The following is a 26,300-nucleotide window of genomic DNA, read 5'->3' on the forward strand; positions in this document are numbered from 1 at the left end:
TTTGTTAAGTTATTTCCGAAAAAAAATGAGATGCTCTGTTTTCAAATCAATTTTAAATAGGGAAAGCTTTAACTAATTTATGTCACATTGAAACATCCTTTTCCAAAAGGCAGTTTGAATGAATAACCAAGATAATTTATGAGAACACTGCTATTGCTAATTTTACTATTTACCTCTCATTTTTTACTTGCACAGTCAACCATCAACTCCTCTGAAAAATTGCAAAAAGCAAGAGAGCAAGTTGAGAATAGCTTAAGAAACCATTTGAGCCAGTTTTATTTTACACAGGGTTCATTAGGTCAGAATTTTAATTTTTTAAATGATAAAAATGAGCTTCAACTAGAAGATGGCTCATTTTCCAAAATCCAATACTTAGATGAATCTGGGTTTCCAACTTTTTACACTACAAATAATAAAAATGCAGCAATCACCACCGGAGCTGCACAATTGCAACCCGGCGGAAGATTAGGATTAAATCTTACGGGAAAAGGGTTTACTGTCGGCATTATAGATCAAACTAGACCAAAAGCTAACCATATTGAATTTGGAGATCGCTTGACTCAAAAGGATGGGTCTACTGAAAATATCAGCACCCACTCTACTCACGTAACCGGGACTATTTTGGCAGCTGGGGTTAATGCCCAGGCTAAAGGGATGGCTTACGAAGCGACTGGCTGGGCGTTTAACTGGGAAAGTGATGTTTCCAAAATGTTGGGAAATTCTTACGACCCGATATCTAAACCCGATGGAATGTTGGTTTCAAATCATTCGTATTCCATTGTGTTAGGCTGGACCCAAAATTCAACGGGTTGGGTTTGGGCCGGAAATCCAAGTGTAGACGAAAATGAGGATTATCGTTTTGGGTTTTATTCTTCGAAAAGCCAGTCTATTGACGAATTATTATATTCCAGACCTTATTATACCGTAGTATGGTCTGCGGGAAATGATCGAAGTGATAAAGGTGATGGAACGAGAGATCCTGATGGACCTGAAGATACAATTGGTCCAGATGGTGTGTCAAAGAATAATTTGACGATTGGAGCTGTTGAAAGTGTCCTCGATTACTCTTCCACTGCGGATGTGAAAATGAGTTCTTTTTCATCTTGGGGTCCTACCGATGATGGTAGAATCAAGCCGGATTTAGTAGCGATGGGTGTGGGGGTGTTTAGTTCTTCTGTAAATAATGGTACAGATTCTTATGCCTCATTGAATGGAACCTCGATGTCTGCTCCAAATGTCACGGGTTCATTGCTTTTGTTACAACAGCTTTATTCTCAAAGAAATGCAGGAAGATTTATGCTTTCTTCTGCGCTGAAAGCTTTGTCAATTCAGACTAGTAGAGAAGCGGGTACTTCACCAGGACCTGATTATATCTATGGTTGGGGACTTTTGAATGTAGAGGATGCTGCTAAAATCATTTTGGAGGAAGATGGTTCCTCTAAATTTATTCAGGAGGAGATTTTAGAAGCAGGTCAGACCAATGAATTTTCATTCATCTCTGATGGGGTTACCCCAATAAAAGCAACCCTTGTATGGACTGATCCTGCGGGAACTCCGGCAGGAGTAAGCTTAGATCCAGATAAACTGATGCTTGTCAATGATCTTGATTTGAGAATTTTTGATGAAGATGGAACAGAGTATTTTCCATGGACTTTAGATCCAAGTAAGGGAGTCTCGGCAAAAGCTGAGCGTAATAAAGATAATTTCAGGGATAACGTAGAACAGATTGTAATTGACAGTCCTTCTCCAAAGAAATACAGAGTTGTCGTTTCACATAAAGGGGATTTGGAGTTTGATATTCAACAATATGCTTTGGTATTTACTGCAGGGACTTCAAACGGCTCTGATGAAACGCTTTATTGGATAGGTTCTAATTCCGGAAATTGGAATGATGGGGCAAATTGGAGTACAACTGCTACAGGACCTGCGGCAAATAAAATTCCAGGAGAAGGAACAAGAGTAGTATTTGAGGGTTCGGCTGGAGGAAATGTCACTGTTAATTTCCCGGCAAATGCCAGCGCTTTCAGCCTTAATTTGTTTGGAAATCAAGTTGTTAATTTTGATCTGAAAGGAAATCAATTGCAGCTTTCCAATGGGCTTCGGGTAAGCAATCAAGTTTCTACTTTTAGTAATGGCGCAATTAATTTTATTAACGCTGGAGACAACCCGCAAATAATCGAAGTAGGACAAGCTGCATTCAGTCAGACGAATCTTAATTTTTCAAGTGGTTTCTGGCAAATTATAGATGCGGATCAATTGGATGTTTTGACAATAGGGGGCGCCTCGGTTTCTTTTGCCATTAACGAAGTTGGACTGAATTCCTTGGTAATAAATGGTGCTGGAAAAATTGAAGGGGCTGTTGACGTAATTAATTTTCAAAACAACATCACGATTTCTACAGCAGCTACAATCCCTGAAAACCTGAACTTGGTTTTTGAAGGAAACGCTGGAACCTTACAAAACTCTGCTCCCATAAAAATTGGAAGTGTCTTTGCCAAATCAGGAAAATTGGAATTGGCAAGTGGTGGATTAGACGAACTTATGATTTCAACTTCAGAAGTTCTATTTGGAATTGATAAAATAGAAATCAATTCACTGGACTTGGGACCTTCTTCTATATTAAACTTAGGTGCTAGTGGTGAACTTGTAGTTTTAGAATCTATTTCTTCATCGGCGACCTCTGGAGCAAAAGCTTTGATTAATGCTGGTTCAAAAGGGAAAATCACCTATGACATTTATCAGAAATATTGTTTTGAAAATGTGAATGTTTCCAATGTTGATTTAGAAGGAGATGCCATTGTTAATTTGGGAACAGGAAGCATAGTTTCAAATGCAAGTGGATGGCTTCAGCAAAATTGTGACGAGGTGCTATTTGCAAACTTCGAAACCAGCTTCAATTGTGCTGGAGCAGCAGTTTCTTTTGAAAATTTAAGTGAAGGCTCGATCGATACTTATACTTGGCAATTTGGCTCATTGGGAACTTCCAATCTAGAAAATCCAATTTTTGTTTTCCCTGTTGCCGGAACTTATCAAGTTACTTTGAGAGTTGCAAATGCAGCAGGATTCACTGAATTTGAGAAAGAGGTGGTAATTGGAGATAATACTCTGCAACAACCAATTATTGTTGTGAATGGAAGCACTTTGACATCCCAGCAGCCTGGAAGTTCGTACCAATGGTATCAGAACGGAGTTATTATCGAAGGAGCTACAAATAGGAGTTACGAAGTCTCCAATGATGGGATTTATCAAGTCGCAATCTTTAATGAGGATTGTAATCGAATCTCAGAACCAGTTGTGATTTCGGCAATTCCTGATCAAGAGGTTGAATTAAGCCGTTTTGGCATCTTTATAGGTCCCAACCCTTTCGAAAATAACTTCCGGGTTATGATCAACAATGAATACCGTGGACAAGTCAATCTTCGAGTTTATGACATGACAGGTCATGAATTAGTGATGGAGGAAATCAACAAAAGTTATGATGATTTGGAGGTAGAATTAGGACTGAATGGATCGAAAGGTATTTACATCCTCCAAATTGAAACCAACAATTTAACATTACACAAAAAGCTAATTAAGAATTAATGAAAAGATTATTTATCCTTTGTGCCATGCTGGTTTCACAGCTTTCTATGGCGCAAATATCAAATGTAAACTTAAATGGAGCACCGGCTAGGCTCAATAGTTATTCGAGTGTTGATGGCTCTCCTTATTTATTTGAGGATTGGTCGAAAGCCTCCATTGGTACAAGTAATGCAGGATTGAAAGAAGATGTTGCCTTTAGGTTCAATGTGCATGACAATGAGTTGGAAGTCATCAATGAAGCTGGAAATGCGATTTACTTAGATAAAGACTTTGTTGAGTATGCCGTGTTAAACCGTCCAGCGGTTATGCTAGCGACCGGATCAGAAGGGATGCTGCCTAGCTTATTATTCAAGAAGGGTTTTGACTTTGTAAAGGCAATCAATCCAAAAGATCTTGTGAATGTGCTAGCAGAAGGCAAAAAATACACCCTTATTAGAAGGTTTTATAGTGATTTGGTAACTCCTCCGAAAAACAGCTATTCACCAACTCCTGGTCAGATGTTTGTCTTTGAAGAAAGCTTTTACCTGATCGATTCAGATGAAAACGTAGAATCAGTACGAAATAAGACCAACAATATCATCAAGGCATTGCATGATGATGATCAAGCTATGGCGAAGGATATCGTGAAGCAGTTCAAGTTGGATTTAAGCAGAGAGGATCATTTGGTCGTATTCTTTCAAAAGCTCAATGAGGCCTAATTAGAAGCTCCTCAGATGAATTTGAAAAGCCTATCCTTGATAGGCTTTTTTTATTGGAAGGAACTAAAGGTATTGAGTTGTAATTCAGCTGGTTGAATTTGATTTGATTTTATTCGATATAAATTTAATACAGAAACTTGTTTAATAGATTTTATTTTTAGCACTAAAAACAAGGTATAATTTTACTCATCTTATTTAAATTCAATATTTATAACTCCTAAAGAAGGTACTATAAACCAATTATATTTTTCATGAATTGATTTTAATGATTAAAAATTCTTTCCAAATATTGATTGCAGTATAATAATTGGTAAAAACACTAAAAAATTAATTTTTTATATTATTCTTATTAGTATTGGATTATTTTTAATTCTATATTAATATATCTTGTCAGTTATTATCTTTTAAAAAAATAATATTTATTTATTAATAAAGAATCTACCACAGATAATCATTTATAACCATCTGATAAAATATAGCTATGCTTTGATCTACATCAAAAGGTTTGGTTTTGTATTATTTTTATAATTGAAAAATTATATACTACAATAAATTAAATTATATGTGACAATGTTTATTTTTCTAAAATTGATAAAAACCGAACTTTACAAAGAGTACCTGGCTTTTGTGCCCATTTTACTAAAAAAATGCAACTATGTTGAAAATAGGCTGAATGAGGCCGTTTTGCGCTGATTTTTTTATGAGACTTACAACTCAAAATTGAACTTGAATGAATTGCAATTATTCTTTAATCTTAAATTTAAAAAATTAGTATAAAATTCCTAAAATATTAATTTATGGCACATTAAATTCTTTATATCTTCTTTATGGTGGTTTTTTATTGTGAAAAAAAAGATTTTATATGATATTAATTCTGATTTCTTTGTTTTTTCCTAAAAATATAGGTATATGAATATATTTAAAAAAATTAACTTTTGTTAACACAGGATTAACAACTTTTTTTATTTCAAATATTGCTTTTAAAGAAAGTATTGAAAAATATAATATGGTTTTAGTTTTAAATGTTTATAGAATATTCTTTTTTCATTTAGAAACCTTTCATCAATTTTCTTTTTCGTCTTATTGATTTCTCATAAAGAAAAAATACTATTGCTACTTAATTAAAATATCAACCTAACCATTATGAAGAAAATTTTACTTCTAGGATTGACATTTTGTTTAGCAACTGCCATTGCATTTGCCCAAAATCGTCAAGTGTCAGGTGTGGTGACATCCGGTGAGGATGGATCTCCGATCCCTGGCGCAACCGTGCTTGTAAAAGGCACGACTACTGGGACAGCAACGGATTTGGATGGTAAGTTCACACTTACTGTTCCATCTCAAGGTACTGTTCTGGTATTTAGTTTTATTGGTACCACTACTAAAGAAATTGCTATTGGACAGCAATCTGTAGTCAATGTGGTTTTAAATCCAGATGTACAAAGTCTGGAGGAAGTTGTAATTACTGGTGCAGCGGGTGTTGCTACTAAGAGAGTCGAAATGGGTTACAATGCTACAAGTATTGAAACTCGTGACATATCTCAAGGTAAAGCTATCAACGTGGCACAAGGTCTTGTGGGTAAGGTTGCTGGTCTTCAGATCAACACTACTGGATCAGGCGTTAACCCTAATGTACGAGTTGTATTGAGAGGTAGCAGATCTTTGACTGGTAATAACGAAGCTTTGATCGTAGTTGATAACGTTATCGTTCCAAACACCATTCTTGGTAACCTTAATCCAGAAGATATTCAGGAAATTACTGTATTGAATGGTTCTAACGCAGCCGCACTTTATGGTTCTGCTGCATCAAATGGTGCCTTGATCATCGTTACTAAGAGAGGTAAAGCAGGTCAGACAAGTGTAACTTTAGGACATACCGTGAATTTGGAAAAAGTAAGTTTCTATCCTGAGCTTCAGACTTCTTTCGGTTCCGGTTATGCGGGTGGGTATCCTCATCAGTATGTTCCTTACGAAAACCAGCAATATGGTCCTCGTTTTGACGGGTCTATGGTTGAAATCGGTAAGCCTCTAGAAGACGGATCAATCCAAACAGTTCCTTACTCAAATACTGGGGATAAAAACAATTTCTGGGAAAATGGTATCACTAACCAAACTGACTTGTCTATTACTGGTGGTGATGAAAACTCTACAAACTTCTTCTCAGCTCAATTCTTGAACAATAATGGTACAACTCCAGGTGATAATTACCAAAGAGCTTCCATCCGTTTCAACGGCACAAGAGATTTCAATAGTAAACTGGCAATGACTTTCTCTTCTAACTATGTTCAGAATAGATATGACATTACCACTGTGACTGGATCAATGTATGATCAAATCCTACAGACTCCGGCTCATATTCCTTTGACTAGATACAAAGACTGGAGAAATGATCCATTTTCCAATCCAAACGGATATTACAATGAGTATTATGACAACCCGTATTTCTCAGTTGACAACAACAGAAATAATGCAGGTAATGACTACTTGGTAGGAAATATTGAATTGAAATACAAGCCAGCTCAATGGGTTGATTTCGTTTACCGAGTAGGTATTTCTAACAGAACGTATTACAATAAGTCTACTACCGGTCAGTTCACTTTCACCGATTATACGAAAGAAATTTCTGCAGCTAAAACTGATATTGCTGGTGGTGTATCTGATGGATCTGGATATCAAAACCAAATCAATACTGATTTCTTGGTTGATTTCAAGAAAGCAGTTGGTCAAGACTTGTTCTTTGATTTGTTATTAGGCCAAAGTTTAAGAAGAAATAAAGGAAAAGGTGTGAACGTTTCTGCAAACGGAATCGTAATCCCAGGACTTTACAACATCAGTAACAGAGTAGGCGAGCCTGGAGCAAGCGAAAGCAACTCCGAGACAAATCAAATTGGTGTTTATGGCCGTTTGAAAACCGCTTATAAAGACATGTTAATTGTTGAATTGACTGGTAGAAATGACTGGGTTTCTGTTTTGGCTAAAGAAAATAGATCTTTCTTCTATCCTTCTGCATCTGTCGCTTTCATTGCTTCAGAGGCTTTCACTTCAGTTAAAGAGTCTTCAAAAATAGCATTATTGAAGTTCAGAGGTAGTATCTCTCAAGTTGGTCAAGTAAACTTCGGTGCTTATGCATTGGATCCGACTTTCAGTCCTTCTGCAGGTTTCCCTTATGGGGCACTTTCAGGCTTTACTTTGGATAACAGATTGGTCGCTAAAGGCTTGAAGCCAGAAATCACTACTGCTTTTGAAGCAGGTATTGACTTCGATATTTTTGACCGATTAAACGGTTCATTCACGTTCTATGATACTAGAACTGTGGATCAGACTATTGGAACAGGTGTATCAAGAGCAACTGGTTTTTCTTCCTTCTTGCAAAACACAGGTGAAGTTGCAAACAGAGGGGTTGAGACTAACTTAAATTTGATTCTTTTCCAAAGAAACAATACTCAAATCAATGTGGGTGCAAACTATACTTTCAATGATAACTGGGTAGTTTCAATCTCTGATGACCTTCCTAGCTTGCAATTATCAACAGGTGGACAAGCCCAAGTTTATGCGGTTGAAGGACAGCCTTTCCCATTACTTCAAGGAACTACCTATAAGAAAGATGATCAAGGAAGAATCATTGTAGATGCTAACACTGGTTATCCAAGTGCTGCTGAAGGACAGGTTATTTTAGGTAATACCGTACCAAAGCATAGATTGGGTATCACTGGAGAATTGATCTACAAAGGATTCAGATTATATGCACTTGCTGAATATAGAGGTGATTATAAAATCCTTTATAACGGTGGTGGATCTTTTGATTTCTCAGGATCCGGTATCACAACTACTTATTTCAACAGAGAGCGTTTCGTGATTCCTAACTCTTCTTACGAAGATCCTGAGAATCCTGGATCATATATCCCTAATACAAACATCACAGTAACCGATGGTGGTGCTGGTTTCTGGACAGACGGATCTTATAGAAGAAATATTGCTGACAACTACTTGGTATCCGGTGATTACTGGAAATTGAGAGAAGTAGCTATTTCATATGTAATTCCTACTAGCATCATGAGCAAAGTTGGTTTCATCAAAGGTGCAACTGTCACTGCTCAAGGTAGAAACCTAATCATCCTTACTACGAAATCTAACATCTATACAGATCCTGATTTCAACTTCTCAGATGGTAATGCAATTGGTATCGTTACACTTGGTGCAACGCCTCCAACCAGATTCTTTGGTGCATCACTTTCATTAACATTTTAATTAGTTTAGAATGAAAAATATATTAAGAATCGCTTTGTTGTTCACAGTACTTTCCTTCAGCGCCTGCGAGACGTTTTTAGGAGATAATGTGAACCCAAATAACGCGACATCGGCAACACCTCAATTGGTAATGCCTAATGCGCTTGTTAGAACTGCTTCTCTTTTGAGAAGTTACAACTCCAATGCTGGATGGATTATTGGCTATACAGTTAATGCAGGTGGTTATGGTGGATGGGGATCTATTGTAACTTATAATTACACAACAGGTTCGTATGCTACCACTTGGGAATCTACTTATGACGATTTGATCAACTACCAATACATTGAAGATCAAACTGCTGAAGATCCTTCTTTAGCTTATTTCAATGGTGTTGCGAAAGTGATGAAAGCATATGATTTCCATATGTTAGTTGACGTTTTCGGCAACGTTCCTTACACTGAAGGATTGAAAGGTTCTGATAATGTAACTCCCGCTTATGATTCTCAGGAAGCTATTTACCAAGATTTGGTAGAACAACTTGACCTTGCTATTGCTTCATTCACTACAGCAGATTTGGCTCAGCCACTTGGAAGTGCTGACGTAATGTTTGGTGGTGATGTCACAAGATGGGCAAAATTTGCAAATACATTGAAGCTAAGATTACTGATGAGAATGTCATCTGGATCTTCTACTAGCAGCTATGCGATGACTAAGTTTGGTTCTTTTGATACTTCTGTTGGTTTCTTGACAGAAGACGCAATCGTTAATCCAGGATACTTGGCAACTGCAGGAAAGCAAAATCCTTATTGGGAGACTTATCATACAAATGCTTCCGGTTCTCTTTCTGGAGGAGGAAGACAAGCTATCCCTTCTGATTTCGTTTATGCTTTCTACAACGGTACAAAGATTTCTGACGAAGGAAGAGGTTCTGCAACTTATAGAGCATATCCTACCGGTACTCCAAAAGGTGTATTAGGTAATCTAGTAGATAACCCTGCTGCACTTTCTAACCAAACAGCTTGGTATGTGGGTACAGGAACTGGTGCAAATGCATCTACTTCTATCGGTTTGTTGAAAGGAAGAAAAGCTGGCGTTCCAATGATGCTTGCAGCTGAATCTTATCTACTTCAAGCTGAGGCTTACATGAAAGGTTACCTTTCTGGTGATGATATGGCTGCTTTTGAAAATGGTGTAATTGCTTCTTTCAAATACTTGTACAAAGGAGAAAACAACCAAGTGGAAGCTGGAATGGATCCTGCAGGTGATTTCGAACTTTATAAGGAAGAAAATGCTGATAACTATTTGGTAAACTATTCTTTGGCTGATACCGATGCCAAGAAATTGGAAGCTATCATCACTCAGAAATATATCGCGTTGAACTTTATCCATGGTCAGGAAGCTTGGGCTGAATTTAGAAGAACAGGGTACCCTGCAATTGTGGAAGGTTCAAACGATCCTAATGAGACATTTGCGTCAATTCTTTCAAGCTCTCCAAGACCTGATGAGTTGCCAGTTAGATTTTTGTATCCAGATACAGAATTCCAGCTTAACCCAGAAAACGTTCCTTCAGGAATTAACCAATTCTCTTCTTTGATTTTCTGGCAAGCGCAATAATCAACCAATAAAAGAAAATAAAAATGAAAAGATATATTAATAAACTGGTCCTTCTTGTGGTAGCGACATTTTCGCTTACATCATGTTTGGATGAGGATCCTCTGTTTGATCCGGATCAGGTAGAAAACGTTGTCGAGTTTTTCGACATTGGATTGATTGCTGCACCTGGTAGCGTTTATCCTCTTTATGTTACTTCTTTTACTGCTGCTGATGAAGTTGAATTGAAAATAATCTTGAGCTACTCAGGTGCTCATGACAACAATCAAGACATCAACGTAAAATTCAGAGTAAACGAAAGTGCTTTGGAAGAGTACAATGAGTCAGAAGGAACCGAATACGAAGTACTTCCTTCAGATTTATATTCTATTGATGGAATGGAAGTGACTATTCCTAAAGGTCAAAGACAGGTAGAGAAAACGATTAAGTTATTTACTAACAACTTTGATTTCTCTAAAAACTATGCGATTCCTTTGACAATCACTGAATCTTCTTTCGGTATTATTTCTGGTAACTTCAATACTGCTATCTATGCAGTTGGAGCAAAGAACAAATACGATGGATTGTATGAAGTGACAGGTGAATTTGTCGATAGAAATAATGCAGCATTCTTTGGTTATTATCCATACGAAGTTGAATTGCGAACTATCACAGCAAACTCTGTAGGTAGATGGGATCTAGCTCTTGGTGGATTTGGTTATGTTTTCAACACAGGAGGAGGTCTTTCTTACTATGGCTCTTATTCTGCAAACTTCAATATGGATGATTCTGGTAAAGTGATTTCAGTTACTAATTACTATGGTCAGCCAGCAGGAAATACGAGATATGCTGAGATCGATCCATCCGGGGTTAACATGTTTACTGTTACTTCCGGAGATGAGAAGAAGCTAGAAGTTAGCTACTTCATGTATCAAAACGGTGAAATCAGATGTACATTCAAAGAGACATTTACTTACATTGGTGAGAGATAATAAATAGCTCTTTAAATTTGAAAGCCTTGGCAATGTGTCAAGGCTTTCTTTTTTTAGGCTAATTGGGAACCATTCGGCTAAATTCTTTCTTTTTAGCTAACTTTGCGACCTATTAAAAAAGCTATGATTTACGTTTGCCGGAAAGAACACTTCAATGCAGCACACAAGTTGTGGAATCCGAAGTGGTCCGATGAAAAAAATGTGGAAGTATTTGGTCCTTGTGCCAACGTCAATTGGCATGGGCATAACTTTGAGTTGATCGTCATGGTCAAAGGAACACCAGATCCTGATACTGGATTTGTGGTTGATTTAAAGAAATTGAGCACCATCATCCGGACTTTGGTTATTGACAAAGTGGACCATAAAAACCTCAACATTGACGTGGATTTTATGGAAGGCAAATTAGCTAGTTGCGAAAATTTAGTAATGGAATTCTGGAAGATCCTTGAGCCTGCGGTGAAAGAAATTACTTCCAATGGTGGATTGCACAAATTGACGCTTTATGAAACTCCAAGAAATTTCGTCGAGTATCTTGGAGAGTGATTTTTTATTTGAACCCTCAACCCTAAAATTTGAAATCCCAAAAAATTTACATCATTTCAGGCGAGCGATCGGGAGATCTTCATGCAAGCAATCTTGTGTTAGCTATGAACCAACTCAATCCAGATATTGCTTGGAGAGGAATGGGAGGCAAGTATTCCCAAGAAGCAGGTGTAGATATTTTTGTTGATTACTCAGAAGTTGCCTTGATGGGTTTTTTGGAAGTTGTATTAGGCTTCCGAAAAGTTTTAAAATACCTGAATCTTGTCAAATCAGACATTCTAAATTCAAAGCCGGATGCCATAGTCTTGATAGATTATGGTGGCTTTAATATGAAGATTGCTGCCTTTGCCAAGGAGCATTCGATTCCTGTCCATTATTACATCCCACCGAAAGTTTGGGCTTGGAATCAAAAAAGAGCCTACAAGCTCAAAGAGTTTACTGATCATATTTATTCAATTCTCCCATTTGAACCGGAGTTTTTTGAGAAATTTGGGATGAACGTAAACTATGTTGGAAATCCTCTTCTAGACGAGATCAAGAAGTTTCAAGCTCATGATTTCTTCTACCAGAAAAATGAATTGAGTTTCCAGCCAATCATTGCCTTATTACCAGGAAGTAGGAAACAGGAAGTAGTTTCAATGTTGGAAAAAATGGTACAGCTGACCAAAGAATTTCCAGGTGCTCGGTTTGTAATAGCCGGAGTTGATAGCTTGGACGATTCTATCTATTCTCCAGCCAAAAATGCTGGATTGAAAGTGGTCTATAACCAAACTTACGATTTGCTTTCTCATGCCGTAGCAGCAGTGGTTACTTCTGGGACTGCAACATTGGAAACGGCCCTATTCAGAGTTCCACAAATCGTTGTTTACGAAACTAGTCCAGTCACTTATTTTTTTGCAAAGAGACTGGTCAAAATTGATTTTATCTCTTTGGTAAATCTTATTGCTGGAAAAGAAGTGGTGAAAGAATTGATCCAGGATGAATTTTCTGTCGATAATTTAAAATCTGAACTTCATCAAATCTTGACCAACCCAGTCTACAAAGGGCAAATGCTCCAAGGCTATGATTTGATTCAAGAAAGACTTGGGGAGGAAAGTGCATCCGAAAATACAGCCAAGTTAATTCTGGCATCTTTTGATTAGCGGAATTCTTGAAAGCTGAGAATTGCTAAATTCAGCCAAGATTTCAATTTAAAGTTTAATGAAACAGCTGATTCTATTTTTATGGTTTTTAATAGGAGTAATAAGTTTAGGCTTTGCCCAACAAGTAGATAGTTTATTATTAAAAATCAATCCCGAAAACAAGTATCAAACTATTGATCATTTCGGAGCATCTGATGCCTGGTCCATTCAGTTTGTGGGTAATTGGCCAGAAGTAAAAAGAAATGCTATTGCCGACTTGTTATTCAGTATTGATTCAGAAAATGGTCAACCAAAAGGCATAGGATTATCTATGTGGAGATTTAATCTCGGGGCAGGTAGTGCCGAGCAAGGGGATTCCAGTGGAATCAAAGATGAATGGAGGAGAGCACCTTCTTTCTTAAAAGAAGAAGGAAAAGTTGAATTGTCTAATTCTTCCGGCCAATTGTGGTTTGCTAACGCTGCTAAGGAAAGAGGAGTAGAAAAGCTTCTGTTGTTTTCAAACAGTCCTCCAGTGAATTTCACTAAAAATGGAAAGGCCTTTTCCAGTGATGGAAAGTCAAATTTAGCACTTGAAAAGGAAGCCGACTTTGCTGAGTATGTTAGTCAGGTGATTTTGAAAATGGAGGAGAAGGGATTGAATCCCGGTTATTTCAGTCCCCTAAACGAACCCCAGTGGGATTGGAAAGATGGAGGACAGGAAGGAAATCCTTATACAAATGAGGAAATAGCATCCTTGATACGGACCATCAATCGATCTTTTGTAGAGAATCATGTTTCTGCAAAAATTGATGTTGCAGAGGCTGGGAAAATCAATTACTTGTACGAAAAGGCAGATAAACCTTTCAGGGGAAATCAGATAGATGAATTTTTTAATTCAGAATCGCCAAATTATTTGGGGGATTTGTCCCATGTATCTAAAGTGATATCAGCACATAGTTACTTTACCACGAGTCCTTTCCAGGCATCTGAGGAAATGAGAGAGAAGCTTGCCTCCAAAATCAACCAATATGAAGGGCTTTCATATTGGATGTCGGAATATTGCATTCTTGGAGGAAATGACGGTGAAATCAATGGGGGAGGAAAAGATTTAGGAATGGAGTCTGCCTTATACATAGCCCGTGTGATCCATCAGGATCTAACAGTTTCAAATGCTTCAGCTTGGAATTGGTGGTTAGCGGTATCACCTTATAACTACAAGGACGGCTTGATTTACATCGATAAAAACAAAGAAGACGGCCAGTTTTATACCAGTAAGATGCTCTGGACCTTGGGAAACTTCAGCAGGTTTATTCGTCCTGGATTTCAAAGAATAGAAGTGGAATCATCTCTTCAAGAAAAAAATGAGGTATTTGCTTCTGCATACCAAAATCCTCAAGACGAAACAATTACAATTGTTTTGGTAAATACCTCAGAGAATGATGTGATTGTATCTTTAGACGAAAAGAATCTTTACCATTTCGATTCACTTGGATTTCTCACGAATGAAGGCTCTGATTTAGCTCCAAATGCGATAAGAGAAGCATCTTTTCATCTCCCCAAAAAATCTGTCTTCACAGTAAGTCTAAAAATTAAAACAGCCCATCAAAATTAATCTGATGGGCTGTTTCAGTTATTAACCTGTTATCAGGCTACTTGAAGTCTTTTGAACTTCGATTTATCAAACTTGTTTTGTGCATATTTTGCATCAATAATCAATTCTTTGATAGTATCATCAGATGGGATGTCATACATCGCATCTGTAATGATTGCCTCGCAGATTGATCTTAAACCTCTTGCTCCTAAATTGTATTCCACTGCCTTTTCCACGATGAAGTCGATGGCACTTTCTTCAAACACCACGTTGACATCTTCCATGGCCAATAATTTGGAATATTGTTTAACCAAAGCATTTTTCGGCTCAGTCAAAATTCTCTTCAAAGAATCTTTATGAAGTGGATCCAAATGAGTCAAAACTGGTAGACGTCCGATTAATTCCGGGATCAATCCAAAGGCTTTTAAGTCTTGAGCCGTCACATATTGTAAAAGGTTTTCGCGATCAGCAACAGCACTTGCACTGGATTTTCCAAAACCCATCGGTTGGGTATTTAACCTTTTACCGATATGTCTGGCAATTCCATCAAAAGCTCCTCCGCAGATAAAGAGAATGTTCTCTGTATTTACAGCAATCATTTTCTGGTCAGGATGCTTTCTTCCTCCTTGAGGTGGTACGTTTACAACCGTTCCTTCCAATAATTTAAGCATTGCTTGCTGCACGCCTTCTCCACTTACATCTCTGGTAATGGATGGATTGTCAGATTTTCTGGCAATTTTATCCAATTCATCGATGTAAACAATGCCTCGCTCAGCAGCTTCTACATTATAATCTGCAGCCTGAAGAAGTCTGGTAAGAATGCTTTCGACGTCTTCCCCTACATATCCTGCTTCGGTTAAAACCGTAGCATCTGCAATACAGAATGGAACTTCTAGGATTTTAGCTAGAGTTTTTGCCAAGTAGGTTTTACCGGTACCTGTGTCTCCGACCATGATGATATTTGATTTTTCAATCTTCACATCATCATTTTCTATTTTTTGCGAAAGCCTCTTATAGTGATTGTAAACAGCCACTGTCAGGACTTTTTTAGCCTCATTTTGACCAATGACAAATTCATCCAAGAAGCTGGTCAATTCCTTCGGCTTTTTAAGCTTGAATTTAGGTTTTGAGGCTTCTGTCTTTTTTGTTTTTTCTTCTTCGCCAAGAATCAAATGAGCTTGATCAATGCAGAAATTACAAATGTGGGCAGAAATGCCCGACACCATTAGATCTACATCTTTCTTATTTCTACCGCAAAACGAGCAGGTAACTTGAGCCATTACTTAGGGTTTTTTAACTAATACTTCATCAATTAGGCCGTATTCTTTGGCCTCAGGCGCTTTCAACCAATAATCTCTGTCAGAGTCTCTTTCGATCTCTTCAAAAGTTTTACCAGTGTGATTTGCCAAAATCTGATATAATTCCTGTCTCATCGATAGGATCAATTTCAAGGAAATCTCCATGTCTCTGGATTGGCCTTGCATGCCTCCAGAAGGCTGGTGAATCATCACTCTGGAATGTTTCAATGCAGATCTCTTGTCTTTGGCACCACCTGCTAGTAATACAGCTCCCATAGAAGCAGCAATACCTGTACAGATAGTAGCTACATCCGGACCAATGTACTGCATCGTGTCATAAATACCTAAACCGGCTGTCACAGAACCGCCTGGGCTATTAACATATAGCAACACATCCTTCTTAGAATCCACTGATTCCAAAAACAAAAGCTGTGCAACTATAATATTTGCAATGTGATCATCGATGCCTGTTCCCAAAAAGATGATTCTGTCCATGATTAATCTGGAGAATACATCGATCTCTCTGAAATTTTGAGGACGCTCCTCAATGACTGACCGAGTCATGTTTTCAATATGCTGCGTATACTGGTCAAAAGCTGTACCGCTCACGCCTTGATTATGGATGGCGTATTTCCTGAATTCTTCTTTATTGATCATGTTCGAGTTTGTTGTGGTAAACAAAAATAAAAAAAGCCCTTAAATAAGGACTTTTTTATGATATCAATAATCGATTTACTTTTCTAAAAGTTCCTTGAACTGGTCAATCGAGATTTCCTTTTCTTTTAAGTCAATGGTTTCCTGCACATAAGCCAAAACTTTATCATTTTGTACAGATGTCAACATGTTCATGTAATTCTGACCTTCTTCACCTTTTAGGTAGTTATCTACAAACATATCCATGCTGTCTTCCATCTGAGAACCTAATCCTGAAGAAGCAAATTGCTCACGGATCATTTCTTTGGTTTTAGCAATAACATCTTCATGCTCGGCTTGGATTTTATTCTCCGTAGCCAAGTGATTTGAAATTAGAGACCAAGTCAATTGCTTCGCATAAATTGGGAATTCCTTGTCCACATCTTCTTGCGTCACTTTGCCTTCGTTTGCTCTTAGCAACCACTCTTTCAAGAATTCTTCTGGCAATTCTACTTTCGCAGATTCAGTCAAAGTTTTCTTCAATTCTTCTTCTGTGAAAACTTTTGATTCTCTATCGTAATTACCTTGAAGGGTCTCTTTTACTTTAGCAACAAATTCTTCTTCAGTTTTAACCACGTCCGGGCCAAAGATTTTATCGAAGAACTCCTGGTTCATTTCAGCAGCTTCTGTTCTATTGATGTTTTTCACAGTAAACGTGATAGCACCTTCAATACCAGCAGCTTCTTCTTCGCTTAAACCAAATGCTTCTTCCCACTGTCCTTTTTTCACATCTTTGGCATCAAATTCAACTATAGCTTCTTTGCTGATTCCAGTGAATTTGCCAGCAAGCTTTTTAGTGATTTTGCTCAAATCCAAAGACACAGTTTTAGTGAAACCGCTTTCAGTAGCATTTAGATCACCATAAATATGATCGCCTGCTTCACTTACTTCAGGGTTTGTGCTTTTACCTGATTGAGACTTTAGGTTTTCGATTGTTTCGTTGACAAGCTTGTCATCAACTTTAATAGAGTACTTAGTTCCTTTAAATTTCTTATCTAAAGGAATGCTGATATTCTCAACAAATCCGATTTTATATTCAAAATCAAAATCTTTTTGAGTCTTCCAATCGATGGAATCATTCTCTTTTTCTACAGGAAGTGGCTCACCAAGAATCTTAAAAGTTTGCTCTTTTAGGTAAGAGTTAAGAGAATCTCCTAAAATAGTATTGATTTCTTCTACCAAAACAGAAGTTCCGTACATGTTTTTCACCATGGAAACTGGAGCTTTTCCAGGTCTGAAACCTTTGATGTTCGCTTTCTTTGCGTAGTCCTTCAGTTTCGCATCTACCTTTGGTTGGTAATCTGCTTCGTTTAGTTTAATTTTAATTAAAGCTTGATTTGCTGAATGCTTGTCTAATGAGATTTCCAAGGCGTTTGAATTTATAATGATGATTAACTAAAAACCCTCAATCTCCTTCCTGTTGTTAAAGACAGTAGAGTGATTGAGGGTTCGGTATTCGTGCGGATAGAGGGACTCGAACCCCCATGCCTCGCGGCGCTAGATCCTAAGTCTAGTGCGTCTACCAATTTCGCCACATCCGCAAATGGATCAAACAGGAGAGGAAATCATTGAATTTTCATTCCGTTTCCTGATTGTGGATGCAAAGGTAAATAGTAATTTTCAAAATGCAACAACTCTTGAAAAAAAATTAAAAGAATTAGGGAAGTAAAATCACAGATTACATTTTTGAAGTAAAATAGCCCTGTATGATCCAAGTGGACGTAGAAGAAGAAAGAAAAGAAATACTCAAACGCTATCGTAGGCTTTTGAAACAGGCAAAGCCTGTGCTCAAAGACGGCGATGCAAAATTGATAAAAAAGGCGTTTAACGTCTCACTGGAAGCTCATAAAGAAATGAGGCGAAAATCCGGTGAACCCTACATCTATCATCCACTGGAAGTTGCCCTCGTTTGTGTAGAAGAAATTGGTCTTGGTACCACTTCTATCGTTGCTGCATTACTCCATGATGTGGTGGAAGATACAGAATGGGAATTAGAGGATATTGAAAGGGAGTTTGGTCATAAAGTAATGACCATCATTGATGGGCTCACAAAGATCTCTGGGGTATTTGATTACGGAAGTTCCCAGCAAGCTGAAAACTTCCGTAAAATGCTGCTTACCCTTTCTGATGATGTTAGGGTGATTTTGATCAAACTTGCCGATCGTCTGAATAACATGAGGACGCTAGCAAGTATGCCACGGCATAAGCAATTAAAGATCGCATCAGAAACGATGTATCTCTATGCTCCTCTTGCTCATAGGCTGGGACTATACACTATTAAGTCAGAGTTAGAGGATCTATATTTAAAGTATACCGACTCTGAGACCTATTTGAAGATTGTCCAGAAGATCAATGAATCTAAATCTGCGAGAAATAAGTTTATCAAATCATTTGTCCAGCCGATTGAAGATGAATTGATCAGACAAAAATTTGATTTTGTCATCAAGGGAAGACCTAAATCTGTTTATTCCATTTATAGTAAAATGAAGAAGCAGGGGATTCCATTTGAGGAAGTCTATGACCTCTTTGCTATACGGATTATTTTAGAAAGTGATCTTGAAAATGAAAAGGCAGATTGCTGGCAGGTATATTCTATTGTAACTGATTTTTATCGTCCGAATCCAGACCGATTGAGAGATTGGATCAGTACCTCTCGCTCAAATGGATACGAATCACTCCATACTACAGTAATGAGTAATACGGGCCAATGGGTAGAAGTACAGATTCGTACAAGTAGAATGGATGAAATAGCCGAGCGTGGTTATGCTGCTCATTGGAAGTATAAAGAGAAAGACAGTAGTAAAACTCCAACAGGATTGGATGACTGGATCACACAAGTACGCGGCTTGCTTGAATCAAATGATGGTTCTGCAATTGAGTTTATGGATGATTTCCGAGGAAATTTATTCCATGAAGAAGTCTTTGTTTTTACTCCGAAGGGAGATTTGAAGGTGTTGCCTTTTGGCTCTACTGCTCTTGATTTTGCTTTTGAAATCCATACCGAAATCGGAGCGAAATGTATAGGAGCAAAGGTTAATCAAAAACTGGTTCCAATTTCCCATAAATTAAAAAATGGCGATCAAGTTGAAATCTTAACCTCCAACAAGCAAAAACCTACGGAAGACTGGCTTAACAATGTAGTCACTTCCCGGGCCAAGGCTAAAATCAAAGATGCACTCCGCGAGGAAAAGAAATCTGCGATCTTGGATGGAAAAGAAATTGTGCAGCGGAAATTGAAGCAGATGAAGATGGACTTTAATTCCGAAATCGTTGAAAAACTCCGGGCATATTTTGAGCTTAAAACTGCCAATGAATTTTATTATCGAGTTGGAAAGGGAGTTATTGATCCAACTACAATCAAATCCTTTAAAGAGTTTAGAGCGAATCAAAAATTAAAGAGTAAGGCGATCCAGGAGAAAGTAAAAGATGAAACTACTTTTACTAAAGAAATAAAAAGCCTGAAAGGCCCCGACCACGATCAGCTTTTGATCGGAGAGGATATGGATGTGGTGGACTACATTCTGGCCAAATGCTGTAATCCAATTCCTGGAGATGATGTTTTTGGTTTTGTTACGGTAAATGAAGGAATTAAAATCCACCGTACTTCTTGCCCTAACGCTCTGGAACTTTTATCCAATCACGGCAATAGAGTCATCAAGGCTCGGTGGACTAGTCAAAAAGAAATTGCATTCCTTGCTGGCCTCAGAATCATTGGCACAGATAGAGTTGGATTGATTAATGATGTGACAAAAGTGATTTCGAATGAACTGAAAGTAAATATGAGATCCATCACTGTGGATTCTGACGCAGGGATTTTTGAAGGAACGATTAAGTTGTATGTACACAGCACAGAGCATTTGGATCAATTGATGAAAAATCTATCTCAAGTGGAAGGAATTCATAAGGTTTCAAGGTTTGATTGATCAATTGAATCTTTTCTGACAGACAAAAGTTATATTTGAAAAAAATAGCTCAAAATGCCTTTGAATACCACGCATTTCGAAGAGGTCAAAAAGATATTTACTGCTTATCTGGAAAATCAAAAACTCCGAAAGACACCGGAGAGATATGCCATCCTCGAAGAAATTTATACCCGAACCGGACATTTTGATGTAGAGTCACTTTACATCAGCATGAAGAATAAAAATTATAGAGTCAGTAGAGCCACTGTTTATAACACCTTGGATTTGCTTGTCGAATGTGATTTGGTTACCAAACATCAATTTGGGAAGAACCTGGCACAGTTTGAAAAGTCCTATGGATACAAGCAGCACGATCACTTGATCTGTGTTGAATGTAATAAGGTGCTTGAATTTTGTGATCCACGTATCCAAAACATCCAAAATACCGTTGGGGATATCTTGGATTTCAATGTGCTTCATCATTCCTTGATTTTGTACGGAAATTGCAATAAGACCAATTGCGAAAACAAAAAAGCTGACTAAATGAAACTGACTTATAATACCAAAAAAGACGAGCTCGCTCAATATCTATTTATTCAAGGTGATTTAATCGGAGATGAAGTAGGACCAAAACTTGTTGAAGTTGTATCTGATGCTGTATTGGAAGGAATCAGAACTTTCGTAGTTGACTTGAGCGAGGTGCGCTACATATCTTCGAGCGGGATTGGTTTATTGATTACCATGCTTACCAAAATGAGAAATGTAGGAGGCGAGGTTTATCTGACTTCCCCGTCTGAGCATGTCAAAAAGTTATTAATCATCACCAAACTCAATAATATTTTTACGGTTTTTGATTCGATAGATGCTTTTAAGGCAGAATTGAGTAAATAAATAAGTTCAAAACAGGGTTGGTGATACAAGGAGCGAGATGAGTGAAAAAGTCCTCGAGAATAATAAATTGAGTCTAACTCTTGGTTTTCTTTCGGCTTATCGCAAATTTCACGCCTCAAAAAGTATTAGCATAAACGATTAGACCTCTCATCAAATGAAGATGGATGTACTTCTGGGGCTCCAGTGGGGAGACGAAGGTAAAGGAAAAGTAGTAGACGTTCTCGCGCCTCAATATGAAATAGTAGCTCGATTCCAAGGTGGACCAAATGCTGGCCATACCTTAGAATTTGATGGAATCAAGCACGTTTTGCATCAAATCCCATCAGGAATTTTCCGCACTCAGATTTTAAATATTATCGGTAACGGTGTTGTACTTGATCCGATCGTCCTTAAAAAGGAAATCGATGGATTGGGTAAATTCAATATCGATTACAGAAAGAATCTGGTGATCTCTAAAAAAGCCACCATCATCATTCCTTCTCATAAATTATTAGATGCAGCTTACGAGCAATCTAAGGGAGACAAGAAGATTGGTTCTACTTTGAAGGGAATTGGGCCAACTTATCAGGATAAAATCGGAAGATCAGCCTTGAGAGTTGGAGATATTTTAAGCCCTGATTTTAAAGACAAATACAATACACTCGTAGAGAAACATAAGACGACCCTATCTTTTTATAATTATCCAATTGATGCTTTGGCAGAAATGGAAGGTCAGTTTTTCGAAGCAATCGAATTTTTCAAAACTTTAAATTTGATTGATAGTGAGTATGTGGTCAATGATGCTTTTGCTGCAAACAAAAAGATCTTAGCAGAAGGAGCCCAAGGTTCTTTATTAGATGTAGATTTTGGATCATATCCATTTGTGACAAGCAGCAGTACCATGACAGCTGGAGCTTGTACTGGATTAGGAGTTGCTCCTTCAAGAATTGGAGAAGTCTTCGGTATTTTCAAAGCTTATTGCACCAGAGTGGGCAGTGGACCATTTCCAACTGAATTATTTGATCAGACAGGTGAAGATATGAGGAAGGAAGGAAATGAATTTGGAAGCACCACAGGAAGACCAAGAAGATGCGGTTGGTTGGATCTTCCAGCACTTCGATATTCTATCATGATCAATGGAGTGACTCAGTTATTTATGATGAAAGCTGATGTCTTGAATATTTTTGAAAACATTGAGGTTTGTACTCAATACGAACTTCCAAATGGAGAAAAAATAGACCGATTAAGTTTTGAAATATCTGAACTGGATGTGAAACCAGTTTATAAAACAATGAAAGGATGGAATTGCTCATTGGCTAATATTGATAGCTATGAGAAGTTTCCTGCTGAATTGAAAGCTTATGTAAGTTATCTCGAAGATGAGTTAAACGTTCCTATCAAATTAGTATCGGTTGGGCCAGACAGAAATCAAACGATTCTTCGGTAACCGATCAAACCATAAATTTAGCCTTCGTACGAAAGTCCGGAGGCTTTTTTATTTCTATGCTTTTAATCCCTTAATTTAGAAATACTAAAACTCGTATTTTGAAGGCCAGAATTACACTTTTATTTTTCTTTTTAATCTTAGTGAAGGTAGAGCTCTTTGCTCAATCAGGGTTTCCTTATTGTGAAACCTTTGATTCGAACACTACAAAATCAACCACGGTTTTTGGTGCGGATGCCCAGCTCGTAAACGGAGCACTCCGCTTGACCAATAATTCTGTCAATCAAAGAGGCTATGTTTACATTGATATTCCTTTTTCTTCTGCATACGGAATCAAGACTTCATTTGAATATTTTAGCTACGGAGGAGATGGAGCAGATGGCTTGGCATTTTTCCTATTTGATGCAAGCGTTCCCAATTTCGCCATAGGTGGATTTGGTGGGTCTTTGGGGTATTCGAAAAGAGTAAATGAACCTGGTTTGGCAGGGGCATATTTGGGAGTAGGTTTTGATGAGTTTGGGAATTTTGGAAATACAGCCGAAAATAAATCAGGAGGGTTTCCTGGTGCAGGTGAAAGTTTAGTGCCTGATGCAATTGTGATCAGAGGCCCGGGAAACGGGTTTCAGGGATATGAATTTATCAAAGGAAAGAAAACAATGCAGAGTGGACCTGACGGCTTGGCATCTGATCAGTTTTTTCCGATTAGTTCAGGTGGCCTTGGTACACAGCGTGTCACAGATCTCAGCCAGCCGGGATACAGAAAAGCAAATATTACGTTGGTTCCAAATCCTTCTGGTGTTGGTTATTTGATTACACTTGTCATGGATTACACGGTGGAGCTAAATAAACATAGAACGATTACCATTTTTCAGGATGTTCCACTTCCATATCAAGCTCCTCCATTTTTGAAAATCGGATTTTCAGCATCGACAGGTGGATTTACAAATTTCCATGAAATTAGAAATCTAAAAGTGGAGGTAGCCAATGATGACGATTTGCAAAATCCTATTGGAGAAGATATTTCAGATTGGGAGTCCTGTGCAGGAAAGGATAATTCATTTTTCATTACTAATGAGGAAGTTCAGCTTTTGAATGAAAATGCTACTATAGGTTGTCTCCAGTTTTACAAAACCCTCGATGAGATCGAATCAATTTCCGAAGATGTTTGTGAGCAGGCTGAATGCTCTGATACAAATAAATATTTGGTTCTTCCAGAAGGAATTTTTCAAGTGACAGATGAGCCAGGAGGCTTTGTTTTTACTCCAAATGAGGAAGCTACTGGTAAAGAAGTGACCATTTATTATACCGTTACCGATAACTATGGGAAAAGATCGCAGGGAAATGCACTGACTCTAAGAACAGTAGAGGCTCCAGAACCTATGAAAATTGTAAGAATGGATGGTTCGGAGATTTCGGAAATAGATCTTTGTGGAGGTGAATCGATAGAACTTAAAGGTGTAAGTGATGCAAGCTATTCGAAAATCGAATGGAGAAAAGATGGAGAAATTATAGAGGGTGCCACTCTGGCAACATATACAGCTAATCAATCTGGTATTTATACTCTGGAAGCCTACAATGACAAAGGATGTTCAGCAACCTCGAATGAAGTAGTTGTTAATTTTCCCGAGGCTCCTATGTTTAGCTTAGATGAACCGATTGTTGGATGTGAACCAGGTGAAGCTGTCGATGTTACTCTTTATTTAGAAGAATTTGATGTTTCTAGTTTTGATTACTTGTTGACAGGGATGGGGATAAGTTTTTTGAACGAGGAGTTGACTGATGTTTCAGTTTCCGGATCATATGAATTAAAAGTAAAACCCAAATCTTTAGAATGTTATTCGAATCCTATTGAGGTTGAAGTAATAATTCTAGAAGAAGCATTAATAGCGGATTTTCAGTTTGAGGTCCAAGGATTAGGAATCACAGGTGATCAGGACGGAGGTATTTTCCCAGATGATGTGATTCAGTTTACTAATTTGTCAGATGAGTCTGCTTTTAAGTGGAATTGGGATTTTGGTGACGGAAAGACAAGTGATGAAAAAAATCCTTCCCATGTTTTTGGTGCAAAAGGAACCTACGAAATCCAATTAAGCATTGCTAATGAATTAGGGTGCATTGCTACAATTACGAAGCAACTTTTAATTACTAAGTCCTATAGGTTGATGTTCCCTACAGGTTTCACACCATTAGAAGAGGAAAACAAAACTTTCATCCCTAAATACAAGGGGCTTCAGAGTATGGAGCTTTATGTATTTAATACCTGGGGAGAACTTATTTTTAAAACCGACGATATCAGCTCTCCGGGTTGGGATGGAACTTTGGATGGGAAATTATTAGATGCTGGCGTTTATGCATACCGATTTAACGGTATTGCTATAGACGGCGAGAAAGTGGTGGAAGCTGGCAAATTCAGATTGATAAGATGAGAAAGTTATTTTTTGTGCTTGGTCTATTTTTTCAAGTTGGGTTATGCCTTTCTCAGGATGTTCAATACAGCCAGTTTTATGCTAATCCACTGTATCTCAACCCCGCTTTTGCTGGTAGTACTGGATTGACTCGCTTGGGGGCTAATTTCCGAAATCAATGGCCAGCGCTTGACCAGAGTTTTATAGCCTACACGGCATATGCTGATCATTTTTCGGAGAAGTATAATTCTGGAATAGGGATTAGTATTTCCGGTGCTAAAGAATCCTTCACCAATAGTCAGGTACATGAAATCGGTTTAGTGTATAGCTATAGATTAAGGTTAGGTGATCGAAGGTTTTTACATGCTGGTGCTCAAACTTCTTTTGTCTCAAGAGATGCTTTGTTTGATGAGGTGATTTTGGGGACCCAATTGGACATTGATCGAGGTACAATTGTAGGTGCTCCAGGAGATGGTTTTGATGGAGACAGTAGGTTGCGTGACATAGATTTGCATGCTGGCCTATTGTATTACGATCAAAAATTTTGGTTTGGAGCTTCTGTTTTTCATTTACTGGAGCCTCAGATCAGTTACTTGGAAGCAAATGGAAATACCCTTCCTATGAAATATGCTTTGCAAGGTGGGGTGAAATTTGATTTGGCTCCGGGGGACATTAATGATTATTTTAATAATACAGATCAGGAGAGGTCTTTGTCTTTTGCTTTTAATTATAAAAAGCAAGGACAATTCTCCCAGCTCGATATAGGATCTGAATTTTATTTTGAGCCATTGGTTCTCGGATTTTGGTATCGAGGCTTGCCTACGAAGTATAGTTTGCCAAATAATGAATCTATAATTTCTTTGCTAGGGGTGAGATTGGATAGCGGATTGGAGCTAGGTTATAGTTTTGATTTTTCTATTTCAAAATTTGGTCAAAGATATTCCGGAGGAGCTCATGAAATTTCGGTGCGTTATGTATTTTCTAGTAAAGATCCTTCAAAAAAGTACTATCCAGAGCTCCCAACCTTCAGATACTAGCAATATCAAGGTGTTTTTTGATATAAAATTTCGTAAAAATGATATTTGGTAAAATCCAAAGGATTCAGGAATGATTTTTTAGCAATTTTTAAAATATAATTTTGTTAAAACTTTTCAGCTTCTATTTCAGCGAATTACAGTGAAAGAGGGAATTTTTTGAAAAATATCATTGCAGAAAGAAATAAAAGGGGGATATTTGCACTCCCAAACGACGGAAACGGAGAGGGTTTGGGGGATCGGGAGAACGCTTCCGGTGTAGATCTGAGAGATAGGTAAGTGGGTTTAGAGAGGAGATCGGATCAAAAA

General features: G+C 37.8%; 18 protein-coding genes and 1 tRNA gene. 15 read left to right on the forward strand and 4 right to left on the reverse strand.

The features are described from left to right. Positions 1-138 precede the first annotated feature (138 nt). From J0A69_RS17620 to J0A69_RS17655, 8 genes are all read left to right on the forward strand, one after another. Positions 139-3,582, forward strand: a complete 3,444-nt coding sequence (locus J0A69_RS17620) for a S8 family serine peptidase (RefSeq protein ID WP_206587929.1) — start codon at positions 139-141, stop codon at positions 3,580-3,582. Next, positions 3,582-4,280, forward strand: a complete 699-nt coding sequence (locus tag J0A69_RS17625) for a hypothetical protein (protein WP_206587930.1) — start codon at positions 3,582-3,584, stop codon at positions 4,278-4,280. The genes J0A69_RS17620 and J0A69_RS17625 overlap by 1 nt, the downstream gene beginning before the upstream one ends. A gap of 1,143 nt (positions 4,281-5,423) precedes the next feature. After that, positions 5,424-8,528, forward strand: a complete 3,105-nt coding sequence (locus tag J0A69_RS17630) for a SusC/RagA family TonB-linked outer membrane protein (RefSeq protein WP_206587931.1) — start codon at positions 5,424-5,426, stop codon at positions 8,526-8,528. A 10-nt stretch (positions 8,529-8,538) separates the two neighbouring features. Beyond that, positions 8,539-10,122 carry a SusD/RagB family nutrient-binding outer membrane lipoprotein gene (locus tag J0A69_RS17635; protein WP_206587932.1) on the forward strand — a complete coding sequence of 528 codons (1,584 nt, stop codon included), beginning with the start codon at positions 8,539-8,541 and terminating at the stop codon, positions 10,120-10,122. A gap of 23 nt (positions 10,123-10,145) precedes the next feature. After that, positions 10,146-11,090: a DUF1735 domain-containing protein gene (locus J0A69_RS17640; RefSeq protein ID WP_206587933.1), complete on the forward strand. Its 945-nt coding sequence runs from the start codon at positions 10,146-10,148 to the stop codon at positions 11,088-11,090. Positions 11,091-11,213: 123 nt separating this feature from the next. Beyond that, positions 11,214-11,633: a 6-pyruvoyl trahydropterin synthase family protein gene (locus J0A69_RS17645; RefSeq protein ID WP_206587934.1), complete on the forward strand. Its 420-nt coding sequence runs from the start codon at positions 11,214-11,216 to the stop codon at positions 11,631-11,633. Positions 11,634-11,662: 29 nt separating this feature from the next. Next, positions 11,663-12,775, forward strand: coding sequence for a lipid-A-disaccharide synthase (gene lpxB / locus J0A69_RS17650; RefSeq protein ID WP_206587935.1), 1,113 nt, complete (start codon positions 11,663-11,665; stop codon positions 12,773-12,775). Positions 12,776-12,833: 58 nt separating this feature from the next. After that, positions 12,834-14,366, forward strand: a complete 1,533-nt coding sequence (locus tag J0A69_RS17655) for a glycoside hydrolase (RefSeq protein ID WP_206587936.1) — start codon at positions 12,834-12,836, stop codon at positions 14,364-14,366. 32 nt (positions 14,367-14,398) lie between these two features. Here J0A69_RS17655 and clpX read toward each other — a convergent pair whose 3' ends face one another. The 4 genes from clpX to J0A69_RS17675 all read right to left on the reverse strand — a co-directional run bounded on the left by clpX (position 14,399) and on the right by J0A69_RS17675 (position 17,877). Further along, a complete protein-coding gene (gene clpX / locus J0A69_RS17660; RefSeq protein ID WP_206587937.1) occupies positions 14,399-15,625 on the reverse strand; it encodes an ATP-dependent Clp protease ATP-binding subunit ClpX in 1,227 nt (408 codons plus the stop codon). A 3-nt stretch (positions 15,626-15,628) separates the two neighbouring features. Then, the gene (locus J0A69_RS17665) at positions 15,629-16,300 is read right to left on the reverse strand and encodes a ClpP family protease (protein ID WP_184498024.1); all 672 of its coding nucleotides are present in this window, start codon (positions 16,298-16,300) and stop codon (positions 15,629-15,631) included. Positions 16,301-16,375: 75 nt separating this feature from the next. Next, positions 16,376-17,704, reverse strand: coding sequence for a trigger factor (gene tig / locus J0A69_RS17670; protein WP_206587938.1), 1,329 nt, complete (start codon positions 17,702-17,704; stop codon positions 16,376-16,378). 91 nt (positions 17,705-17,795) lie between these two features. Continuing rightward, positions 17,796-17,877: transfer RNA gene (locus tag J0A69_RS17675), tRNA-Leu, on the reverse strand. A 2-nt stretch (positions 17,878-17,879) separates the two neighbouring features. Here J0A69_RS17675 and J0A69_RS22675 point away from each other — a divergent pair. The 7 genes from J0A69_RS22675 to J0A69_RS17705 all read left to right on the forward strand — a co-directional run bounded on the left by J0A69_RS22675 (position 17,880) and on the right by J0A69_RS17705 (position 25,994). After that, positions 17,880-18,005, forward strand: a complete 126-nt coding sequence (locus J0A69_RS22675) for a hypothetical protein (protein WP_262897726.1) — start codon at positions 17,880-17,882, stop codon at positions 18,003-18,005. 37 nt (positions 18,006-18,042) lie between these two features. Beyond that, on the forward strand, positions 18,043-20,259 hold the full coding sequence (locus J0A69_RS17680) for a RelA/SpoT family protein (protein ID WP_206587939.1): 2,217 nt from the start codon (positions 18,043-18,045) through the stop codon (positions 20,257-20,259). A 54-nt stretch (positions 20,260-20,313) separates the two neighbouring features. Continuing rightward, a complete protein-coding gene (locus J0A69_RS17685) occupies positions 20,314-20,781 on the forward strand; it encodes a Fur family transcriptional regulator (RefSeq protein WP_206587940.1) in 468 nt (155 codons plus the stop codon). Beyond that, positions 20,782-21,129, forward strand: a complete 348-nt coding sequence (locus tag J0A69_RS17690) for an STAS domain-containing protein (protein WP_206587941.1) — start codon at positions 20,782-20,784, stop codon at positions 21,127-21,129. Between the two features lie 154 nt (positions 21,130-21,283). Further along, a complete protein-coding gene (locus J0A69_RS17695; protein ID WP_206587942.1) occupies positions 21,284-22,555 on the forward strand; it encodes an adenylosuccinate synthase in 1,272 nt (423 codons plus the stop codon). A gap of 140 nt (positions 22,556-22,695) precedes the next feature. Continuing rightward, on the forward strand, positions 22,696-24,978 hold the full coding sequence (locus J0A69_RS17700; RefSeq protein ID WP_317194884.1) for a PKD domain-containing protein: 2,283 nt from the start codon (positions 22,696-22,698) through the stop codon (positions 24,976-24,978). Further along, positions 24,975-25,994, forward strand: coding sequence for a PorP/SprF family type IX secretion system membrane protein (locus J0A69_RS17705; protein WP_206587944.1), 1,020 nt, complete (start codon positions 24,975-24,977; stop codon positions 25,992-25,994). Before J0A69_RS17700 ends, J0A69_RS17705 begins: the two co-directional genes overlap by 4 nt. Positions 25,995-26,300 lie beyond the last annotated feature (306 nt).

This window comes from Algoriphagus pacificus (assembly GCF_017254845.1).
Classification (GTDB): domain Bacteria; phylum Bacteroidota; class Bacteroidia; order Cytophagales; family Cyclobacteriaceae; genus Algoriphagus; species Algoriphagus pacificus.